Origin of the sequence: Halobacillus halophilus, assembly GCF_020171985.1 — a bacterium.
GTDB lineage: Bacteria > Bacillota > Bacilli > Bacillales > Halobacillaceae > Halobacillus > Halobacillus halophilus_A.
In genome coordinates, this window is record NZ_JAIVAL010000007.1 from 89,712 (window position 1) to 111,100 (window position 21,389).

Annotated in this window: 19 protein-coding genes and 1 other annotated feature; of the genes, 2 read left to right on the forward strand and 17 right to left on the reverse strand. The window is 40.2% G+C overall.

Annotation, left to right across the window (positions count from 1 at the left end):
* Window positions 1–12 precede the first annotated feature (12 nt).
* The 11 genes from LCM11_RS12775 to LCM11_RS12825 all read right to left on the reverse strand — a co-directional run bounded on the left by LCM11_RS12775 (window position 13) and on the right by LCM11_RS12825 (window position 13,574).
* Window positions 13–1,308, reverse strand: a complete 1,296-nt coding sequence (locus LCM11_RS12775; RefSeq protein ID WP_224894675.1) for an Nramp family divalent metal transporter — start codon at window positions 1,306–1,308, stop codon at window positions 13–15.
* Window positions 1,309–1,679: 371 nt separating this feature from the next.
* A complete protein-coding gene (locus LCM11_RS12780) occupies window positions 1,680–2,024 on the reverse strand; it encodes a hypothetical protein (RefSeq protein WP_224894676.1) in 345 nt (114 codons plus the stop codon).
* A gap of 201 nt (window positions 2,025–2,225) precedes the next feature.
* On the reverse strand, window positions 2,226–3,134 hold the full coding sequence (locus LCM11_RS12785; protein WP_224894677.1) for a S66 peptidase family protein: 909 nt from the start codon (window positions 3,132–3,134) through the stop codon (window positions 2,226–2,228).
* Window positions 3,135–3,241: 107 nt separating this feature from the next.
* Window positions 3,242–3,457 (reverse strand): DUF6366 family protein, encoded by a 216-nt coding sequence (locus LCM11_RS12790; protein WP_224894678.1) that lies wholly within the window; start codon window positions 3,455–3,457, stop codon window positions 3,242–3,244.
* A gap of 186 nt (window positions 3,458–3,643) precedes the next feature.
* A complete protein-coding gene (locus tag LCM11_RS12795; protein ID WP_412098148.1) occupies window positions 3,644–4,897 on the reverse strand; it encodes an MFS transporter in 1,254 nt (417 codons plus the stop codon).
* Between the two features lie 84 nt (window positions 4,898–4,981).
* Window positions 4,982–5,241, reverse strand: a binding site (T-box leader).
* Window positions 5,242–5,746: 505 nt separating this feature from the next.
* Window positions 5,747–5,905, reverse strand: coding sequence for a hypothetical protein (locus LCM11_RS12800; RefSeq protein ID WP_157130870.1), 159 nt, complete (start codon window positions 5,903–5,905; stop codon window positions 5,747–5,749).
* A 464-nt stretch (window positions 5,906–6,369) separates the two neighbouring features.
* Window positions 6,370–6,861 carry an NUDIX hydrolase gene (locus LCM11_RS12805; RefSeq protein WP_224894680.1) on the reverse strand — a complete coding sequence of 164 codons (492 nt, stop codon included), beginning with the start codon at window positions 6,859–6,861 and terminating at the stop codon, window positions 6,370–6,372.
* Window positions 6,862–7,008: 147 nt separating this feature from the next.
* Entirely contained in the window at window positions 7,009–7,434 is a 426-nt protein-coding gene (locus LCM11_RS12810; RefSeq protein ID WP_224894681.1) for an RDD family protein, read from the reverse strand.
* Between the two features lie 1,124 nt (window positions 7,435–8,558).
* Window positions 8,559–10,766, reverse strand: coding sequence for a YhgE/Pip domain-containing protein (locus LCM11_RS12815; protein WP_224894682.1), 2,208 nt, complete (start codon window positions 10,764–10,766; stop codon window positions 8,559–8,561).
* A gap of 74 nt (window positions 10,767–10,840) precedes the next feature.
* A complete protein-coding gene (locus LCM11_RS12820) occupies window positions 10,841–11,416 on the reverse strand; it encodes a TetR/AcrR family transcriptional regulator (RefSeq protein WP_224894683.1) in 576 nt (191 codons plus the stop codon).
* 265 nt (window positions 11,417–11,681) lie between these two features.
* Window positions 11,682–13,574, reverse strand: coding sequence for an LTA synthase family protein (locus LCM11_RS12825; RefSeq protein ID WP_224894684.1), 1,893 nt, complete (start codon window positions 13,572–13,574; stop codon window positions 11,682–11,684).
* A 349-nt stretch (window positions 13,575–13,923) separates the two neighbouring features.
* Here LCM11_RS12825 and LCM11_RS12830 point away from each other — a divergent pair, with 349 nt between their 5' ends.
* Both LCM11_RS12830 and LCM11_RS12835 read left to right on the forward strand, forming a co-directional pair.
* Window positions 13,924–14,430, forward strand: a complete 507-nt coding sequence (locus LCM11_RS12830) for a staygreen family protein (RefSeq protein WP_224894685.1) — start codon at window positions 13,924–13,926, stop codon at window positions 14,428–14,430.
* Window positions 14,431–14,721: 291 nt separating this feature from the next.
* The gene (locus LCM11_RS12835) at window positions 14,722–16,104 is read left to right on the forward strand and encodes an amino acid permease (RefSeq protein WP_224894686.1); all 1,383 of its coding nucleotides are present in this window, start codon (window positions 14,722–14,724) and stop codon (window positions 16,102–16,104) included.
* Window positions 16,105–16,167: 63 nt separating this feature from the next.
* Here LCM11_RS12835 and fbp read toward each other — a convergent pair whose 3' ends face one another.
* The 6 genes from fbp to LCM11_RS12865 form a co-directional block, all read right to left on the reverse strand.
* Window positions 16,168–18,099, reverse strand: coding sequence for a fructose-1,6-bisphosphatase (gene fbp / locus LCM11_RS12840; RefSeq protein ID WP_224894687.1), 1,932 nt, complete (start codon window positions 18,097–18,099; stop codon window positions 16,168–16,170).
* Window positions 18,100–18,335: 236 nt separating this feature from the next.
* Entirely contained in the window at window positions 18,336–19,196 is an 861-nt protein-coding gene (locus LCM11_RS12845; protein WP_224894688.1) for an SDR family NAD(P)-dependent oxidoreductase, read from the reverse strand.
* A gap of 49 nt (window positions 19,197–19,245) precedes the next feature.
* Complete coding sequence (locus tag LCM11_RS12850; protein WP_224894689.1) at window positions 19,246–20,055, reverse strand: DUF817 domain-containing protein; 810 nt, start codon at window positions 20,053–20,055, stop codon at window positions 19,246–19,248.
* Window positions 20,056–20,082: 27 nt separating this feature from the next.
* On the reverse strand, window positions 20,083–20,304 hold the full coding sequence (locus tag LCM11_RS12855; RefSeq protein ID WP_224894690.1) for a helix-turn-helix domain-containing protein: 222 nt from the start codon (window positions 20,302–20,304) through the stop codon (window positions 20,083–20,085).
* Window positions 20,305–20,313: 9 nt separating this feature from the next.
* Entirely contained in the window at window positions 20,314–20,790 is a 477-nt protein-coding gene (locus tag LCM11_RS12860; protein WP_224894691.1) for a DUF2975 domain-containing protein, read from the reverse strand.
* 383 nt (window positions 20,791–21,173) lie between these two features.
* On the reverse strand, window positions 21,174–21,380 hold the full coding sequence (locus tag LCM11_RS12865; protein WP_224894692.1) for a hypothetical protein: 207 nt from the start codon (window positions 21,378–21,380) through the stop codon (window positions 21,174–21,176).
* Window positions 21,381–21,389 lie beyond the last annotated feature (9 nt).

A 21,389-nucleotide genomic window follows, 5' to 3' on the forward strand; every position in this document is an offset into this window, starting at 1 on the left:
CGTAAAGTTCCTTTACCCAAACAACGTTTGATAGAGAAGGAAGATATTCAGAATAATGATCAGCGCCGCAATAATCCAGGCAATCCAGGTGGTAAGTTTCTTATTTACAAGTGACCTCATCAAGTTTTTGTTACTTGTAAAAAGAATTAATGGAACTAAGGCAAACGAGATTCCGAAGGACAAGACGACCTGGCTCATTACTAATGCTTTTGTCGGATTAATACCCATTAGAATTATCGTCAAAGGAGGAGCCATCGTAATGAATCTCCTTAAGTAAATAGGAATTCTTCTCCGAATGTACCCTTGCATGATAATATCACCAGACATCGTACCAACCGATGAGCTCGACAATCCTGCCGACAATAGACCAACCCCGAACAAAATGGCCGCTGTAGGACCTAACAGTTGATCAAATTGAAGGAAGGCCACATCTAAATCTTCAACATTCAATCCATTTTTGTGGAATAATGCAGCAGCAACGACAAGCATACTTGCGTTAATGGCCCCTGCAATAAGCATGGCAATGACCACATCAATAATTTCAAATCTGAAAATCCGTTTCCGCTCGGCTTCATTTTTTCCGACAATTCTCTTTTGAGTTAGTGCAGAGTGTAAGTAGATAGCATGGGGCATAACAGTGGCTCCAAGCATTCCTGCTGATAGAAGGATACTGTCGACTCCTTCGAACCTTGGCGTGAACATACCGGCTAACATCGGTCCCGCTTCCGGCTGAGCATAAAACACCTGAATTCCAAAAGCAATGACCACCACAAATATCATACCGGTAATGATGGCTTCTAAGGGACGAACTCCTCTTCTTTGCAACTCTAAAATTGCGAATGAACCGACGGCTGCAATTAGTGCAGCCGTCACCATCGGGATATTAAAAATTAAGTATAACCCCAGCGCCGCTCCTATGAACTCTGCCAAGTCAGTGGCCATGACGACAAGTTCGGCCTGGATCCATAAAAAGAAAGAAGTCTTTTTAGAAAAACGGTCCCGACAGACTTCCGGAAGATTTTGCCCTGTTGCGATTCCTAACTTCGCAGACATCATCTGAATCAATACTGCCATAAGGTTTGAAGCCAAAATGACCCACAATAAGGTATAGCCATACTTCGAACCAGCCGCAATATTTGTCGCATAATTTCCAGGATCAATATAGGCAACCGCTGCAATAAATGCAGGACCTAAAAAGGGTAAATACCTTCTCACTCCTTTCGCTTCTCCTTTTAAGGAAGATTGAGCATTCGTCTGTAACGATTGATTCCGGAATCCTCTTGTCTGTTTATCCTGTTCAACATTCATCATTTCAACCTCCGCACCATTTTTTCACCTAACGTTAAAATGTTTCCTGTAAGAAACTTTTTTAGAATTACACTAATTTTATGCAGTGGTTCTTTAAACTGTCCGTACATTTTGAAAATAAAAAAATCACCCTGGTTAATAGGTGATTGAAAAGTTTATTCTACTATCATGGCTTTCTATGTTCCTACGAGTGGCTTTCTAATTCGTCACTTTTCTCTTCCTTCACTACCTTGCCTGGTTCATTTAACATCCTTTTACCCTTAACTCTCCCGCACCACCTATAAGGTGGTGGCAGAAGTAAGGCCTTCTTCATTTCCCTTATTCATAAAGCCCGCATATATATGGGGTCATTCAAACAATAGGTTCATATTCTAATCCAACTTTTTCGTTTCAAAATTTAATCTATCTAAATCCCAGACATCTTCGTCATATTCTTTAATCACTTTCACTTCTACTTTCTGCCCTTCCTCATACTTATGTGGATTGGAAACTCGGATCGTTTGTGAATTTGAATGGTTTTTTAATTCATTTAACTCTGTAGAGGATTCTGAATCTTCGACTGTTGTCCATGATTCGATGTCGATTTCCATATTTCCATTTTGTTTATTAACTTCTATTATGTTCCCTTGAATATAAATTCCTTCTTCAACCTGGGAACAACCTAGTAAAGTAATAGCTATAGTTGCCATAATGAAGAACATTTTGCTTTTCGGCATTCGGTAATCACCTCTTTATTTGCTTAATAATCCTTGTCCCTCGGGCAAAGAGCTACACGTGTAGTAGTACTTTTGCTTAAGAAAATATGGCAAATTATTAATAAGGACTCCTGTCCCGTTTAAATTAGACTCGAATTCAAGATATGTAATTTATAGTCTATCGCTTAGTGGAATGGTATTTCAGTTTTTTAAACAAATGGTTCACATTACCCCGGCATCCAGAACTAATTGAGGAGGAGAAGTTGTGAGTTTGGCTTTACCCCCAATTGGCACACCATAATGGGGCTGACAATGACCAAAGTAAAAATTCTCAACTACAGGGAAAGGTGCACGTGCGAAAAAGTTTTGAAGGACCTCTCTTAGTTTATAATCTTCGTCCGAATCGGAATAAAAGTTACCTAACACGACACCTTGAACTTCATTGAACACCCCTGCCTGTTTCAGATGAGTAAGCTTCAAATCAACAAGAAAAGCTGGTTCTCCAACTTCCTCTATTAATAGAATTGCCCCACTCGCATCTACTTGATAAGGTGTGCCTAAACCATTCGTTAGTAATGTTAAATTCCCACCTACTAAATGACCTTCTCCTGTACCATGAGATAGTGTGTGGAGAACCGATTGGTGAGAATCATAGATCATGCTTTCTTTAGTGAATAAAGGTGAAAACGAGGATTCTGTCTCCCAGGTTCTTTGTTCGTCATTTAGATCCGAGGCCACCATCGGACCATGGAAAGTAATCAGGTCAGCCGATTTTTGAATAGCATTCAGCAGATATGTAATGTCACTGTATCCCCAGAATATTTTAGGATGCCTTCGTATCCTTTCGTAATCGATCATAGGGGCCATTTTTGCTGTTCCGAATCCTCCATTTGCGCAAAAAACACCGCGAATAGCAGGATCACGAAACGCTTCATGTAAATCAGCCACTCGCTTTTCAACGATAGCTGCAGAGTCTTTCTCTTCATCGAACACATGACGTCCGTGAACGACTTTAAGTCCCATTCCTTCTAATACACGTTTTCCCTGAGTATAGTGATCTCTATCTGGTGATCCAGCCGGTGCAATAACGGCTACCCGATCCCCCTTTTGTAAAGCTCTCGGTTTAATCATAAACATTCCTCACTTTCACTATTTCTCTGAAATGGTTATATAGCAATTTGAGCGCGAATGACTATATTGAACCATCGCCCCTACAATCGCAAGACTTGAATCCGCTCTTAACTAAAGAATAAGGAATATAGGATAAATCCTGCTATTATTAGAATAATTAATATTTCCGTACCTTTCCATCCCATACTCCCAACTAAATCAAGCAGACTGCCATTAGACGCTCTATGTGTAGAATCTTTCAAATTTGCAGCAGGGTCTCTTTTTAATTCTTCTTGTTTTAATTTTTCTCTATTTTCTTTTGGAGTTTCTTTTTCATATTCCATCTAACCCCTCCCGACATCCTTTCACTTATTACACATACGATCCTAACGTGATTTCGTTTCAAACGGAGTCGTTCACCAAAAAGCGATTGCTCTGTCTCCTGCCACTTTTACAGTGTGACGCTCTCTATATTCAAACAAATAAGGAAGCTAGAACAGCCCACTTATATTTGAATTAAAAATTAAGAATCACTTCCCATACACTTTCATATATTCAACCTCAAGATCTTGTGCCCCTGGCTTTTTCTCAAAGAAAATACTAATAAAACATAAGGCACCCGTAACCAAAAACATCAAAAATGACCCCACTATTACAGCAGATTTAATTGACGATAATTGAGCAGTTACACCAATTGAAATGGTTGCTACTATGATGAAGAAAGCTTCAATAAGACCATATATACTTCCTACCCTCCCCATTACCTTAATAGGAATGTTTTCTTGATAGAAAGTATGAAAACCTGTATTCGCAAAGGCAAGTGAAAATGATAACACTATGAACCCAGCCGCAGCTACATTGAAACTTGTTGAGAAGGCGTAAATGATATATCCTACGGAAACAAATAATGCTCCCAGCCCAATTAATATGGAAGTAGTCATTTTCTTAGCAAAGACGGTGTTTACAACTGCTCCTACCGCAATACCTACCCCCGCGATACTTACTAAAAAACCGTACTCCGTATCAGATAACTGTAAGACTTCCTTAGAAAAAGCTGCCTCTAATGAATCTAAGGCTGCAGCCATAACCATCATGAGGCTAAACAGGAAATAAATGAACATCACATAGGGATAGTTACGAGTAAATAGCCTAACTACATTCCAGTCTTCCTTTAGAAGTCCCAATGATAGGTCTGGAAGATTCTTTTGTTTCAACGTTGAATCATGTAGTTGAGGTAATAATAAAGTCATTAATCCTGAACCTAAAAAAGTTAAAGCATTAACATAGATCGCCATGTACGTATTGCCTGCCATAAAAAGCAAACCAGCCAGAGCAGGACCGATCAGAAAGCCACCAGAATCAATTAGACTCCTGAATGAATTAAACCGTTTTCTCTTTTGTGCAGGTATCAATTTAGTTATGTATGTCATGGAAGCTGGTTCAAAAATGGAACTTCCCATATTGATCAGGAGCACAACTGCATATATAATCCAAACGGATGAAAGGGAAGGAAGAATAAAAATAAGAACAGCTCTGGCTATATCCAACCCCACCATAAGGTTTCGCTGATTCAAACGGTCTATAATTGTTCCAGACCAGATATTTGTGAACAAGGTCGCGAATGGTTTTAGAATATATAGGGCTGCAACAGCCAGAGGTGACCCTGTCATCTCTAATACAATCAAATTCAATGCAATTAAATATATCCAATCTCCTATATTTGATAATCCTATTCCGAATAATAGGAGGAAAGGGTCTCGCCACGAATAAAATTTTTTCTTTATATCCACACAAAATCCTCCTTCATTTTTGAATGATCGTATTTTGATTTTGGTAAATAAAAAAATCCCACCCCCAAGACATTTTGTCTTGGGGGCGAGATTATATTTTATCGCGGTGCCACCCCAGTTTATTAATATGTCACCATATCAATCTTCTCAGGTTACACAACTCCTATCGTTGTTTATACCCTGGCTCTATAACGGGAGCTCCCGTCACACTATCCCTTGAAATGTTCCAATGTGATGCTCTGAGGTTTGGTTCAGCAAATTATTCTTACCCCTTTTCACCTAACAGGGCTCTCTGGAAAGAATATTCATTTACCTACTCTTCTCTTCTTCGCAGTTTGATATTTCACTACATTATCCATTGATCTGTTTAAATTGTAAATATTTTTTTAAAGAAAAGGCTCTGTTAAAGTTTAGTGTTGAAATTACTACAAAAAAGGAACGTCCAATTTTATGGAAGTTCCTCATCTCATTTCATATTTGGCTTATTCAACTAAAGCCCCCCCTTTTCTTTAAAACTCGAATTCAAGACAAATTCACTTTAAGTACTCGTTTATGGCGTGTATAGCATCACTTAAAACAGAAATAGAATCCTATCGTGTTAAATGGTTGAATATTTAAAGAATGGTTAGCTCCTTCAAATTCCTTTACCATAATATTTTCTCTTTGGTTCAAAGCTGAAACTTTTTCTGCAAAAAAAAGGGGGGTTTTTCCCCACAATCACTGGAAAATTACGGGGACTATCTAGTAAGCAATGGGTCAATTGATCATAACACCTTCTTCTTGTACAAATTTCTTTAATAGTTATGTTAGCAGAAAAAGCACCCCATTATGGGATGCCGTAATTTAGTAAAGTTGTTTGCTTAAGGCTTCAATCTGTTCACAAGTTTGCTGCATCTTTTCATTAACCCAAGCAGGATACGTTTCTTCATCCCCGCTCTTAATTTTTGAAAGGGTTTCTAAGTAAACAATAAGATAATCAAGCTTTGATGATGGGTGCTGCATTCCATCACCTCCCTCCTATCGAACTAATTCGACAGAAAGGATTTATTCCCTTCATAATAAAACACGCGCAAGGGGAAAAGACCATTATGAAATGATTGTTTTATTTGATAATTATTAAAGGTAATTTCATTTAACTATAGAAATATCAGAAATAAACTGGTAAACAATGGTAATAAGGAGTGCATTGAATGGCCTCTACAGGAATTAATGCCTTTAATAATAATTTTCATATATTTGGTTATTGCTTTTGTCATCGTTTTTGGTATTCTATCCATTATGAAATACGTTAGATCAAGAAAAGCATCAAAAGAAGATTTGGTGGATCGTGTTAGCAGCCTAAAAACAAAATTCTTTAAAGAATTGATAAAATACGAGAACATTAGTTTAAAGATAAGACCCCTTTTGTTTAAGATTCGATTTCGAGATATCTAAAGTGATATCCATTTATTGCTCTTTACAATAGACTAAGTTGGGTTTATAGCAAAATCTAATATCTCTTGGTGTAATTCATTCCAATCATGATAATATCTCTTGAACTCATTTGGATTTATAAATTTTCTTTCGTTCGATTCGTACTTGGCTTGAAAGGTATGTATTCGTTCAATATCCATACGATAAAAAACTTGATAACCTACTTTAGGATAGAGGCTATCTTCATTCCAGTTTGGGTTTTCATTGTGGTCAACTACAATAAACCCTAAAGGAAAGCACCTCCCGGAAATGTATCCTTCTTCATACGCCTCGCGCTTCATACATTCTTCGGGAGATTCTTGAAATTCAATATGTCCTCCTGGGAAATCCCACCCTCTATGATTTAAATTTACTAATAGTAATTGATTATCTTTAAAACAAAATCCATGCACACTTGTAATAAGACTTATCGGAGGAAGCTTTTTATCACGCTGCCAAGTTAACTTAATTTTCGCTCCTCCCCAATGAACGTATTTCGTTGTCATTTACTACTCTCCTTTACCCATTGTCGTGAAAAATAGATGTAAACTGTATTAAAGAATTGCCTCCTTTTATGTAAGACTCGAATTCGAGATATCTTATACTGCTCTTTTACTTTAGCACCCTATAGATTCAGTTCCATCACTCATAATTTAGTCCCGGATTGGCGGGGATGTTGTCACATATGTTTGCGCAATAAAGTCGTGAATCGCACGTTTATCCTCTCTTACTCCTATCATAAAAGCACTTATAATCAATCCAATTCCTAATGTAAGAGCATAGGCAACTCCTGCTACTATAACCCTTAATACCATTGTACCAACCCCAACTTTTCTCCCGTCAATTCTTACGATACGATTGCCTGCCATTCTTCTCCCTAACGTGTAACCAGACCATAAAACAGGTAATAACACAGTATAAACTAATCCTAAAATATCAGTAGGATAGGAGTTTTCACCATCATAAAATACTCCATATAGAAAGTAAGAGATAATTCCTGTTACCAAAAATATAATAATAAAATCTAAAACACTTGCTAAAAACCTGTTCCTAAAACCAGCTGGATAAGTAACTTCCATATACACCATCCTTTCATAATTTCATATTCCCAGCTTTCACACTAAAATAATAGCCACTTTACAACTAAAGCCCCCAATTCGTGAACACTCGATATCAAGATATCACCGTGGATTTTTTCTTGAGTGTATGTACTTTTGTGTGATCATTCCTGCATTAAAAACCGATACAATCATAATGAAATAGAAAAGTACTCGAATAGGTATGAACCTTTCCTCACCCGTAAACTCAATGAATGAGAATGAATTCATTACAAAGCAAATGGCAGCAAATAAGATTAAGACAAACTGCACTCTTATAGACTTAACCATTATGAATATTCACTCCTTACATTTTCAGACTTTATGCCGATCCTGGACACGTATTAATCAAGGAGGGATAGCCAAAATGCAGCTATTGCCCCCGATTGTGGAAGAATTGAATTCAAGATATTCTAATAAATCAAATCATCACCTAACTGATGATTTAATCTAATTGTATGTTTTCCTTCAACATCGCTCCGTCATTATTTTTCCACCTTACATTTAATGTAATGTCACTAGCAAATTCCTCAATATCACCTATTGAACTAAGACGAGTTCCACCACTATTAGGTATCGTAATACTTTTTCCTTCCAAAGCTTCCAAAGTACCCTGACTTTCTCCAGATGGATAGGATATATTATATTCAATCTCTTTTGGAGTATAGTCTTTCTTGAATTTTAGGTTTCCTCCAATATGGTATGTATCTTGTTCTTCTGAATTTGAAAAAACTACTTCAACATTCGCATCCCAAGATGAGGATTCACCTCGTATTATTTGCGTCTCGTCTCTTTTCTCACCAGAACAGCCAGAAAATAATAATGAAGCTAGAATAAAGAGTACAAAAAATCTAATGATACCGCCCCCTTCAAATGTATGTATAAATCCGATATAACTTATGTACGAGATAAAACGATTTTAGTTTCAAAACTGCCAATTATCTCGAAACTGAGTCTTCAACTAACCTGCCCTATAGCGAAAGACTTAGTTTCGAGATAATTCATAATTTGCAGATTAAAATTCATTAACTAAATACCTAAAAAAACACCTCAGAATATAATTCCGAGGTGTTAAAGTGTCACTTTATTTTGTTTAATCTAACTGCTTATGCTGCATTTTCCCTGAATAAAGGATGACGTTTCTTAAATGATACAATAAAGTATGCCATTGTAAGGACAACAGAACCAAGTAAGAAGATCGCTAATATTCCGCTATCCTGCCACATAAGTTCGTAGTTTCCTTCTGATACCACAGCTTTCAAACCTTCTACGGAGTAAGTCATTGGTAGAATAGGGTTCAGAATTTGTAGTGGTGCTGGGATAAGTTCTAACGGGAACGTTCCCGCACTGGTGGTAAGCTGCATAATTAAGATTAAGATGCCAATGAAGCGTCCTGGATCTCCAAGAGTAGTCACCAGCAATTGAATAATGCCCATAAACGTTAAGCTTGTGATGACACTAAATAAATAGAAATAAAGTACGCTTTCCACTTCTAACCCTAGACCATACAAAATAACACTACACGCTACAATCGCTTGAACTATCCCCGCTCCTACGAGTACACCGAATTTAGCGAAGAACCAGCTCCTCGCATTTTTAGGTGCTGCTACTGGATTGCGGACTGGAAAAACAATAGTAATGAGGAGGGCACCCACAAATAGTCCAAGAGACAGGAAGTAAGGTGTAAAACCAGTTCCGTAGTTTGGTACCTCGTTCACACTGTTTGTATCCAAATCCACGGGTTTCGCGAACATCTCCTCTGTTTTCTCTGAAGTCTGAACATTATTTGCGTTTGAACTTGCCTCAGATAAATTGCTTTCGAATTCCGACGTTCCAGAAGTCAGCTCATTTGTTCCTTCAGAGAGATCTCCCGCTCCCTTAGCCAATTCTTGAGAACCATCTGTTAGTTGTTTGGAACCGGAAGAAAGCTGATCCGTCCCGGTCTCCATTTCTGCGGCACCTTCTGCTAGGTTCGTTGCTCCTTCTGCGGCGCTACCCAGGTTTTGATCAAAAGTCTGCATGCCTGAAAGTAACTGTTCTTCTCCTTCAGCAAGCGATGAGGCTCCATTATAAAGATTCGTTTGTGCAGTGTTGAGTTCTTCCGCTCCTTGATGCAGCCTGCTATGGGCATCGGATAAGGAAGCCACTTTATCAGGCATAGATTGGGTTTCTTCCACCATTTGAGCGGAACCTTGGGCCAGGTCAGAGGATGCCCCTGCTAATTTGCTCGCGCCTTCATTTAATTGAGCAAGTTGGGCCTGGATTTTCTGCTGTTGTTCCTTAGGAAGCTGTGCAATTACGGGGGCTAAATTCTCTTTCAAACGACTCATACCATCTGAAAGAGAAGACGCCGAATCACTAACTTGGTTCGTACCATCTTCCATACTTTTTAGAGATGATACTAGTTGTTGGGAGGATTCAGTTAATCCGCTGGATTGTTGTGCGAGTTCTCCTAATCCTTGCTCTAATTGAGACGCCCCTTCTTTGGATTGGGAAAGTCCCTGTTGTAATTGATCAGCTCCATCTTTCGATTGAGAGGCTCCATCCAGAAGCTGGCTGTACCCCTCATCTAAAGAGCCCAGGCCATCTGAAAGATCATTTGCCCCAGAAGTGACTTGAGAAGCTCCTTCTTGCAGGTCTTGCGCTCCGTTCTTTAATTCACTTTGTTTGTCGGTAAAGGTATGGAGCTTATCTTCAAGTGTCGCCGCTCCACTGTCCAGCTCCTCCGCCCCTGCATTAAGATCTTCTGCTTTTGAACTAGCGTCTGCCAGTCCTGCTTTTAATTCATCAAATTTCGTGAACATAGCCCTGGCATAGGTTTTCGTCATTTCATCAGCCAGCTCAGCCTTCATTTGTTCTGTAGCAGATTCCCCTATTTGAGCGGAAAGGAAGTTGAACCCTTCGTTGGGTACATATTTCAACTGGAGTTTCTTCGGATTGTCATCTAAGATCGTTGTCGCCGATGACGAGAAGTTTTCCGGAATCTCTACAAGCATATAAAACTCATGATTGCTTAGCCCTTCATATCCTTCTTCTTTAGAAACCAATTCATATTTGAAATCTCCACTGTCCTCCAGATTATCAACAAATTCCTTGCCTACATCCAGTTTTCTATCATTAAATTGTGCGCCTTCGTCAGAGTTAACGATGGCGACAGGCAGTTGATCCATACTTCCGTAAGGATTCCAAAAAGCCCATAAGAACATCCCACTATAGATCAGCGGAATAAGTAAAACCGCAATAAATGATATAAATACTTTTCGATTTTTTCCGATGTGCTTCAATTCAGCCAGCCATAATTTAAAGGCATTCATGTAAAAGCTCTCCTTTCAAATAACAAATGACTAAATTGTTCATTTGGTCATATTAATGAAAAAGAAAAGGATCATCAAGATGGCGATAACCCTTTAAATACGTATTCATCAAATAAGTGTAAAATGGTTCGTTCTTCTAACGGTTCATGCCGCTCTTCCCAATCAATGATAAATGCTGTGTACAGCTTCAGCATCATATAGGCCGTCATCTCGGGATCACATGGCCGTATATCTCCGGCTGCTACAGCATTTTCAATTTTTTCACGAAGATATCCTGTAATAAGACCTTCCACATTGAGGAGAGCTTCCTGTACAGCAGGTGTCCCCATTTCTTTGGCTTCTTGTACCATCTGAACCATCAGTTGATGGCGGCGACGATACTGCAATAATTCGTAGAGGGCTAGATGCACGTTTTCTTTTAGCGATTTGTTATCCTCAATAACGGATTCAGCCTGGTTTTTCATTTCAAGCAATAAGTTTGAAATAATTTCTTGAAAAAGTTGTTCCTTATTCTTAAAAAAATTGTAGATAGTGCCTTTCCCAACATTTGCGGCTTTAGCAACGTGATCAATAGTAGTCGCTTTATACCCAAACGTAGCAAACGATTGGTTTGCAGCTTGCAGAATCTGAGTTTTTCTATCTGAGGACATTTTCCGCCTCCTGACCATTTGAACGATTTAGTCATTTCGTCTATTGCCTATTATACACATTTTTACGTTTCCTTCAAGATAGAAATTCAAAAAAATTATAGTTGGCCTCTTGGTCTGCCAAACATATGGTTTTCATTCATTTTACCAGAAACGGGAGTCACAGTATCCATCTCCTGTCCTCGCCCTGCGTTTCACCGTTTGCTTCTAAAGGGGCAGTGACTAAAAAACCCACACACTAACGTACAGTGTGTGGGTTTAATAGAACTTATTGTTTGTTTTCTTCTTTTTCGCTATCTAGAAACTTTAATAAGTCCCCGTAAACGACTTTATCGGAATAATTAAGTTCTGTCTCGGCTTTCTCTTTCAGTGGAGCACAGGTCTTCGAGTCGATCTCTTCTCCTGTCGATTTGTCATAACAGAGATCTCCTTCATCCGAATAGACATATTCATCGGTTACGACACTGCCGTCTCGGAAAATGGTTGCATTTTCTCGATCTTTCTTAAATAGATCTGTTCCAAATTGAACGTCATTTTCCTGCTCTATTCCTAGTAAATGAAGAATAGTAGGTTTTAAGTCAATTTGACCGCCTACGGTGTCCATTTGTTTCCCTTCCATTCCTGGAATATGAATGATCAAAGGTACTTTCTGCAATTGAATGTGTTCAAATGGGCGTATTTCTTTGCCTAGAATTTCACTCATGGCTTCGTTGTGGTTTTCAGAAATTCCGTAGTGGTCCCCGTATAACACGAAGATTGTATCTTCATATTCCCCCTGCTCTTTCATCATCTGGAAGAACTTCTTAATGGATTCATCTTCGTAGCGAACCGTTTGGAAATAACGGTCAACAGATCCATCACCCGTTTCGGCGGGCTCGATCATTTCCATATTTTCATTGTTTGTAATATATGGATAGTGGTTCGTCATGGTTAAGAATTTCGCGTAATACGGCTGGTCTAATCCTTTTAGTTTTGGCATGGACTGCTCAAAGAATGGAATGTCCTTTAATCCGTAGTTCACAGAGTTTTCATCCGTTACATTATATTCTCGTTTTGAGAAGTAATGGTCATATCCAAGGCTCTGGTACATAACATCACGGTTCCAGAAGCTTGCATGGTTACCATGGAAGCTTACGGGAGTGTAGCCGTTTCCTTTCAGAATTTCGGGTGTAGCGTTGAACTCATTACTTGCATTGGTTGTAAATACAGCTCCGCGCGGGAGTCCGTATAAAGAGTTATCAATGATGAATTCTGAATCAGAGGTCTTTCCTTGACCTGTATTGTGATAGAAATTATCAAAATAGAAACTATCCTCTTTAAGGTCGTTCAGGAATGGCGTAATCTCCTGGTCGTGTAACTTTCGGTCAATTACAAAATTCTGAGTGGATTCCAGGGAAACAAGTACTACGTTCTTCCCTTTTGCTTTCCCGAAGTACTCTCCGTGAGCTCCCATTTTACCTTGCTGGGAGTTAACGTAGTTAAGTACCTCGCTCAATTCGTTACTATCCGCTAAGACACGGCGGGAAGAGGTTTTTGCAGTCATAACCGTATCGTAAACATGATAGTTGTAGATGCCAAGCAGCTTGACAAGCTTCGCACGGTCAAACGTTCTAACGAGAAGCTGCGGCCGCTCCATTTCCGCAAGGCTTACGTTAACCGCCGCAAATCCAAGGGAAGCAGCGAAAATCATCGCTACGGTTCGCTTGCGGAATGTAATCGTCGGCTTAGTTTTCTTCACAACGAGCCAGGTAATTAATACGACAATATCAATCCAGTAAAGAAAGTCAATCGGCTGTATCAGGGCTTTAGCACTTCCCCCAAGATCACCGAAGTTCTTATACTGCATTAAGACCGGCAGGGTAATGAAATCGTTGAAGAACCGGTAATACACGACGTTTGCATAAAGAGTGAAAGATAATAGGAAATAAATGGTCATAAAGGCTTTGTTTCGTCTTTTCGGTGAAAAGAAAAGAGAAAGTCCCAGGAAAAATAGTAATGAACTTACTGGCGTAATAATGAGAATAAATTGTTGGATGCCGTTTTCAATATCTAAGGTAAATGAAGTTTGCAGAGCGTAGTACGTCTTTGCCCAAAGAAAAAAAGCAGCAATGACAAAGAAAAACCAGCCCTTCGTTAATAAATTTTCTTTTTGGTTAAACATGATTAACCTCCTGATCTACTTATTGGCAGGTGAAATATTAATATAATTTAACAGAGGATTTAGACAAAGTAAACTACATAAAGGTCTCGAATTGTTAAAGATTTGTTACAATGTAAACTTCGTTTTTTACGGCATGCTTGATGGCTATACAGCTAATAGATGAAACTAGGACCCCTTATGAAAGGATTATGATGGTTGACCAGAAATCTTTCATCCTTGTACCAGGGGGGATTCAGCATTCTTTCTTGTATAAGCATTTTGCAACCTCTACCCGCTCACTTATAACCCCAGGGATTTTTCTGCATATCCTGATATGGAGAAATTCATAACCGGGTTAGGAGGCGTCAGAATGTCTTCGTTTGATCCACGAAAATTATCCGTAAGATATATACCACCCGCTGCTATCGCTCAACCGCTGGAAGGGAGAAAATATACGCTCACTCACTCTGATCGTACGGCTGAATTATTTTTAGATATTGGATATGTATGGAACTTCGAAGCCATTAATCCAGTAATGCGTGACGAAGTATTAGCCGAATGGAAAATGAACGGGCAGAACCAATTTTATCTAATGGGCATGGCCTACGTGGATGGTGGTGAATTTAGCAAGGAAGCTGCAGACATTCGCTTCAAAATATTCAATAAAGAAATGAGTACCGCTTTAAAAGGCATGATTTATGGAGATCGACAATTATACTCCTATTATCCTTTTCTGCTTGATGCCCCCATCTATATATCCTTCGATTCCACTTACCCTGCCTATAAACAAATTGTATTCTATGGGACTCCCAGACAGTATCTAGAATCCATTGCGGCTGATCAGAGAGGTACTCTTCTAAGCCGGGGATACCCTTGAGTCGATGAAATACGCTTAAAGTTCTGCGATTACTCAATCGAAACCCTTCATTAAATGTGCCACTCTCCTCATTGGAAGTGGCTCTGTATTATTTGATACATATTAACAGCCCAACGCATCATTCTCTCTGTCTTTTCCCACCATAATATCCGCTTAATCTTCTTAGCCTGTACCATAAATTGGAATGCGCCTGGACATGCTGGAGTCACTAGTCACAATAAAATTATTTGATTAGGAAATACTGATGTACAGAAGAAGATTTTGGAGATCGGTACATAAAGGAGACCTTTCATGAAAAACCATCACCTCGTTAAACAAGCGGTCCAGCATAAGAAACAAAAAGAATTAAAAAAAGGCAAAGATACGATCAGCTGGTGGCAGCTATCCCTCATTGGGATTGGGTCTATCATCGGGGCCGGATTTTTCTTAGGAACCGGTCTGTCCATTAAGACCGCCGGACCGGCCATCTTAATAGGCTACCTGATCGCAGGGATTACTACTTATTTTGTATTCAGCGCTTTAGCCGAAATGACGGTTAATGACCGGGAGAGTGGCTCTTTTCGAATCTATGCCCAGAAAGCGTTTGGTCATTCGATGGGCTTCGTATCCGGCTGGATGTACTGGTTATCCGGGCTATTGATTATGTCCAGTGAAATTGTCGCGCTATCTACCTTTACCCAATTCTGGTTTTCCACTATTCCATTATGGGGATTTTCCATCCTTTACGCTTTGCTTGGATTTGGTATCAACCTTATGGGGGTCAAAAACTTCGGACAGATCGAATCACTCTTTGCGATTGTAAAATTATCGACACTGGTGATTTTTATTGGGTTCGGTGCCCTTATTTTATTCGGGGTGATCGACCCGAATACGGCGGCCTCCGTCCATCAAGCGGGAATCCTTGAATGGTTTCCTAATGGATGGAGTGGATTATGGGCGGCTCTTATTTTCATCTTCTTCTCTTTTGGAGGGATTGCAGTAGTCGGAGTGGCTTCTTCGGAGCTTGAACATAAGAGGAATATTACAAAAGCAGGAACGGCCTTAATTCTGCTTCTTGTTTCCATTTATTTGTTGTCCTTATTTTTTGTATTGTACATGGCCGACTGGGCGATTATTGATGAATCGGAAAGTCCTTTTGTAACGGCTTTGACCGCTTTTCACATCCCTTATCTTGATTCGATCTTCAATCTCGTCATTATCAGTGCGGCGTTTTCAACCATGGTCGGAGCATTATTTTCGATCAGCCACGTGATGGTCTCATTATCAGAGGATGGAGACGCTCCCAAAAGCCTTCAGGAAAAGAACAGTCGAGGTGTAGCGCTGAAGTCTTTAGGCTTAACCGCAGGAGGACTGGCTGTATCGATCGTCTTCTCCTATCTTTTACCGGATACGATGTATGAGTATGTCACGACAGCTGCCGGCGTGATGCTCATATTGAACTGGGCCATCATCCTGGCATCGCACATCAAGCTGCATCCTACTTATGACAATGGTAATGATCGCTTCAAAGCGTTCGGCTATCCATACACGTCTTATATTGGGATTGGATTCATTCTCTTAACCATTTCCGGCGCCTGGTTTCATGGGAATGAAAGAATTGGATTGTTCGTCAGTCTAGGTTTAATCCTGCTGATCTTTCTTTGTTATAAAGTAATATTCCGAGGAGAAAAGTAAATCTCTCCTTTTCGGAGATTGAAAAAGCCAGCTAATTTAGCTGGCTTTTCTTGAGGAACACACTCAATTTATATAGCGATACTCCATCAAGCTGTTCAGAATATAAATTTCCTGCAGTAATTCCTCTCCCACATTGGTTTCAAGAACTTTTTTCCTCTCCAGTTCTTTATCCACCAGTCTTTTTACTGATAAGACATCCGTTCCATCCCGGAGCACTTCTTCTTTTGAGTTGAAGTGTTTGTGGGCAACGAGCTGCATGCCATAGGAATTGAATAATAACGTGTATCCGGCTATGCCTGTTTTGGATTGATAAGCTTTGGAAAATCCTCCATCGATGACAATCATTTTTCCATTCGCTTTGATCGGATTTTCCCCTTCAATCTCTTTAACAGGTGTATGGCCATTAATGATATGCCCCTGATCAGGATTCAATCCGAAGTCCGTTAATATGGCACGGCAGGTTTCCTCATCTTCCCGCAAATGATAATAAGGATTTTTTCTTTCTTTATGGACTTTCTTATCTTTAATAAAGTACCTTTCGAACGTGGTCATTTCCCGCTTCCCGAAAAGAGAGGAATATTCTCCTGTCCATAAATACCAGGACATGTCGGTTGCAAGGTCATCAGTTTGTTCAGGATGGGCAAATGCGTACCGTAAATAATGCTCAAAAACATCCAGCAACTCTCTTCCGCCATAGGTTCTATTTTCGATCGTCATTTTTTCCATGTTTCCTTGTTCGTCCAGCGGAATACACCCATGAATTAATAAGTTGCCGTTATATTTTAGATAAAGACTTCCTTTTTTCATGAAAAAGTTCATGTGTCTGGCGAGCTTTTCTGAATGCTGCACAGAGAATAATAATTTCTCCATTACTTGCTCTTCTTCCTCTAAAAGCTGTTCAGGATGCTCGGGATCGACTGTTGCAAAGCAGGTATCTTCAAGTCGATAGGTTTCCCCGTGGATGGTGATTTCGTTTCTGTCGTAATCCACCTTCTCCAGCAGAAGTCGATCTTCCATATTGAAATAGGAGCGTCTTTTAATAATAGGGCTTTCCAGTTTGAACTGAATCATGGCAATCGCCTGGTGGATCTTCGTAATTTGCAGCCTTTCGTGATCAGATGGTTCTTCATCAGGCTGGGTTTTGGGCCGGAAGGCAGGATTGTCATCATAATACTTCTCTGCAAGATTAAGAAGCGGTCTGAGATTAATGCCATACACATCTTCGATAATCTCTAAATTGTTATAGCGTGCGCAGATCCGAATAATATTAGCGAGACAGACCTTTGAGCCTGCATAAGCTGCAATCCAGAGAACATCGTGATTTCCCCACTGAATGTCAATCGAGTGGTAATTAATCAGGGTTTCCATGATTTTGTCAGGTTCGGGACCCCGATCATACACATCCCCCACCACATGAAGATGGTCGACCACCAGCTGCTGGGTGGTGTAGGCGAGACCGATGATGAGCTTGTCCGACTGGCCGAGGGAGATAATCTGCTGAAGAATCTTAGAATAGTACTGTTCCTTATTGGTGAATTCATCTGTTTTGTAAAGCAGCTCTTCAATAACGTACGCAAACTGGCTGGGCAAGGCTTTCCGAAGTTTGGATCTTGTATATTTGGAGGAAGCATATGAGACGAGCTTCAGCATACGTTCGATGATTTGGCCATACCAATGGTTTAATTCTTTTTCATTGTTAAAGCTGTTTTTGATCAGCTTGATTTTTTCCTCAGGGTAATAGACGAGCGTCGCGAATTCATCCATTTCTTTTTCGGATAACTCATCGGCAAATAGATCGGTGATTTTCTCTTTTACTTTTCCTGAACCGTTTCTTAATACATGTTGAAAGGCTTGATACTCCCCGTGCAAGTCGCTGACAAAGTGCTCTGTGCCTTTGGGCAGATTAAGGATAGCTTTGAGATTAATAATTTCAGTGACCACTTTTTCTTCACTATCATATTTTTGGGCGAGTAAGTCCAGGTATTTTGTATTCAACGTTTTGTATCCCCTTTCAAAATTCATTACGATACATCTATCTGCTGTTTCGAGATTGAAAGAAATCCATTTTGAAATGCCTGTTAGGCTTTCTATTTGTAAGCTGATATTTATCTAAATCGTAACATATTTTTCTAAATTTTAGAGATGGATTTTCCATTGTACGACTGTTTTCATCAAAAAAACACCACCTATTTCATCGCAATAAGTGGTGCTTCTGTCATAACCTTTAAGAATTACATATAGGTCATCGTCAATTCCATTACTTCCTCGATATTTCGCTTCTTTTTACTATAGCGTGAGGAAGAAACGATCTTCTTCTTTTCATTGAAGTATTCTCCGGTTACTTCTTTCACTTCAGGAGAAAGCGCCAAATACGTGTACGTTTCAGCCATCTCTTCCGGAGAAATAGAAAAGCGGCTTTTCATAGAATATAATACCTTCATGACTTTTGTTAAATCGGGGTATCTGCTTATATCAACCTTCACGTTCGTGACCCTCACAGCATTCACCGTTACGCGGGTGTCTTTTAAATGCTCTACCAGCCAGTACGTGTACATGACCTGGGCCAGCTTGGACTGATAATAGGCTTTTGCTACACGATACCTTCCCGTTTTAAATTCGGGATCGTTCACGTTTACGTTTAAATAAGGATGCAGCATCAAACCCTGGGAGGCGACCATTATGACTCTCCCCTGTTCACTCTGTTTTAGTTCATTGGTCAGCAGGCTGGTTAACAATACAGGACCAATATGATTGGTGGCCCAGACGGTTTCGATTCCGTCCTCAGAATATGCAGGGGCTTTCCTGGAAATATCAAAATCAGCTGCGTTGTGGATCAGAACATCAAGATGACTATGTTTCGATTTGAACATTTCCACGGCCTGTCGGATGGACGCCTGAGAGCTCATATCTAACACCAGCAGTTCAACTAGATCGTGATCACTTGAGCTTTTTATATCTTGCAACGCAGCTCTGCCTCTTTGTTCATTCCTGCATGCGATGATCACTTTCATTCCGCTTTGCGCCAGCTGAATGGCAGCCGCTTTTCCAATGCCGGAATTTCCACCTGTTATCAAACAAACTTTATGGTCCATTCAAGCCACCCTCTTTCGTTTTTTCTACTTTTAAATTATGGGGAACTTATTATGAAGACTTACGAGCCAACGCGGGCATTCGGGAACGGCTTTTGGTTGGACTTTCTCCTTTCACCCGCTTCAAGGTCGCGACAATGAGAAAGCTCACAATCACTAGTAACAGCCAGGAACTCACTTTCCCTAAGTGTACCAGGCTCCAGGCGTCACGCTGGTAAGGATATTCCCAGGCCCCAAAATATGTGGCAATATTCTCCGCGATCCATATAAAGAACCCGATGAGTACAAAAGAAAGAGCGAGCGGCATTCTGTAACGTGTTCCATTCACTTCATACATCACCCATGCTTGCCAGAAGACGATTACCACGAGCCCAGATAGCCACCAGCGCACGTCTATCCAGTAATGATGGGTGAAAAAATTTAAGTAGATCGCAGCTGCGAGAGGGACTACGATCCAAGAAGAGGGCCACTTCACGAGTCGGACGTGCAGTCTCCTCCAGGCCTGACAAAGGTAACTGGCCACACTTGCGTACATAAATCCGCTGTACAAAGGCACGCCAAAGACCTTAGAATACCCGTCCTCCGGGTAGGACCAGGACCCCATATGTACCTTGAATAGTTCAAGAGCGAGACCAATCACGTGGAACAAAGTAATGACTTTAAGTTCATCACGTGTTTCAAGGCCGGAACGGAGCATCGCCCACTGCATAAATAAACAAATTACGAGCAGCCAGTCATACCTGGGCAGGATGGGAAGGGATACGATTTGAGTTATCGCCAGAGAGGCGAAAATGACGACGGGAAACAAACAGGAAAGAGCCTGCTGCCAGCCGAAATAAACAAGTTGCTTCAAGGCTCTCATAAACGCCGCCTCCCGCTTCCGTACTGCCTATCCTTCATCGTCTTCCTCGCCTTTATATTCCAGGATATCACCAGGCTGGCACTCCAGTGCTTTACAAATCGCCTCTAAGGTGGAAAAACGAACGGCTTTTGCTTTGCCATTTTTCAAGATGGATAGATTCGCCATTGTAATGCCCACCTTTTCTGATAGTTCTGTCACGCTCATTTTCCTTTTCGCAAGCATGACATCAATATTGATTATAATCGCCATGTAATCACCTCATACCGTTAAGTCATTTTCTGATTTGATAGCTATGGCATTATTTAATAGCTTTTGAAGAACGGCCGTAAATACCGCAATCACAAGCGATGCAAACACAATCACGAGCCCAATCACGATCACGCCGGGAGCATCATCCATTTCTCCTATTAGATAGAAGAAAGGCAAGGCTGCCATATACACGACACTTATGGTCACGGCACTGAATTTAATTTTCTTCAAGGCTTGAACTGAAGAGTTTGAGAAGGCGTGGTCCCTATCAATGAAGCTCAAAAGCTTCAGAGCCTGATACAGGGCTGTAAAGAACGGGATCACAGCTATATACATAGCCGCTAAAACAGGATAAATGAACGAAGCATATTCCGTATTGGAGGCATCCTTGGCGATCGAGGGGAGCGCAAATATACATAAAGCCAGCACAGGAAGTCCTATCAGAAATACAGAAATCTTTAAAAATAAAGTGGATCCTTGCTTCATAGCAGCACCTCATTTCGTTTATGATCATTCTCATCATAAATCATTATTTATTGTTTTACAATAAATTTTTATCGATAGCAACCTTTTCTTTCCGACAAAAATATAGAGCATTCTTCTTAACGAAGAAATGCTCTATGTTCGGCCCTGCACGACGCAGGGTCGTTCGACGTTGCCACAGGACGTGGCGGGCTTAGTCGAACTTCCTATATGTGGTAAGCTTCCTAAGCGGAATTGTCCCCCGCAGGACCTTCACTCTAACCTAATATCTCGAAATCGAGTCTTACAGTAAACGGTCCTATTGTGTAATAAGGCCTCTTATGAAAAACCCACTATAAACTTTAACTGAGTCATATTTATATAAAGATTATGACAATCCTGCCAGGCTACCCATAGTAACCAACTGCTGTTAAGATTCCAACTCCTATACAGGTAACGACAATTCCTATAATAGCGGTAACCGTTGCTTTCCTTTGCTCTTTGGTTTCTACCCATACCGTAATCCCAAGGAAAATGGAAAACAGAATTCCCATAAATAACGAAGCATATGGATTCGTTGGGTTGATCCAGTCAAACCAGCTTAAAAAGCTCATTTATATTCC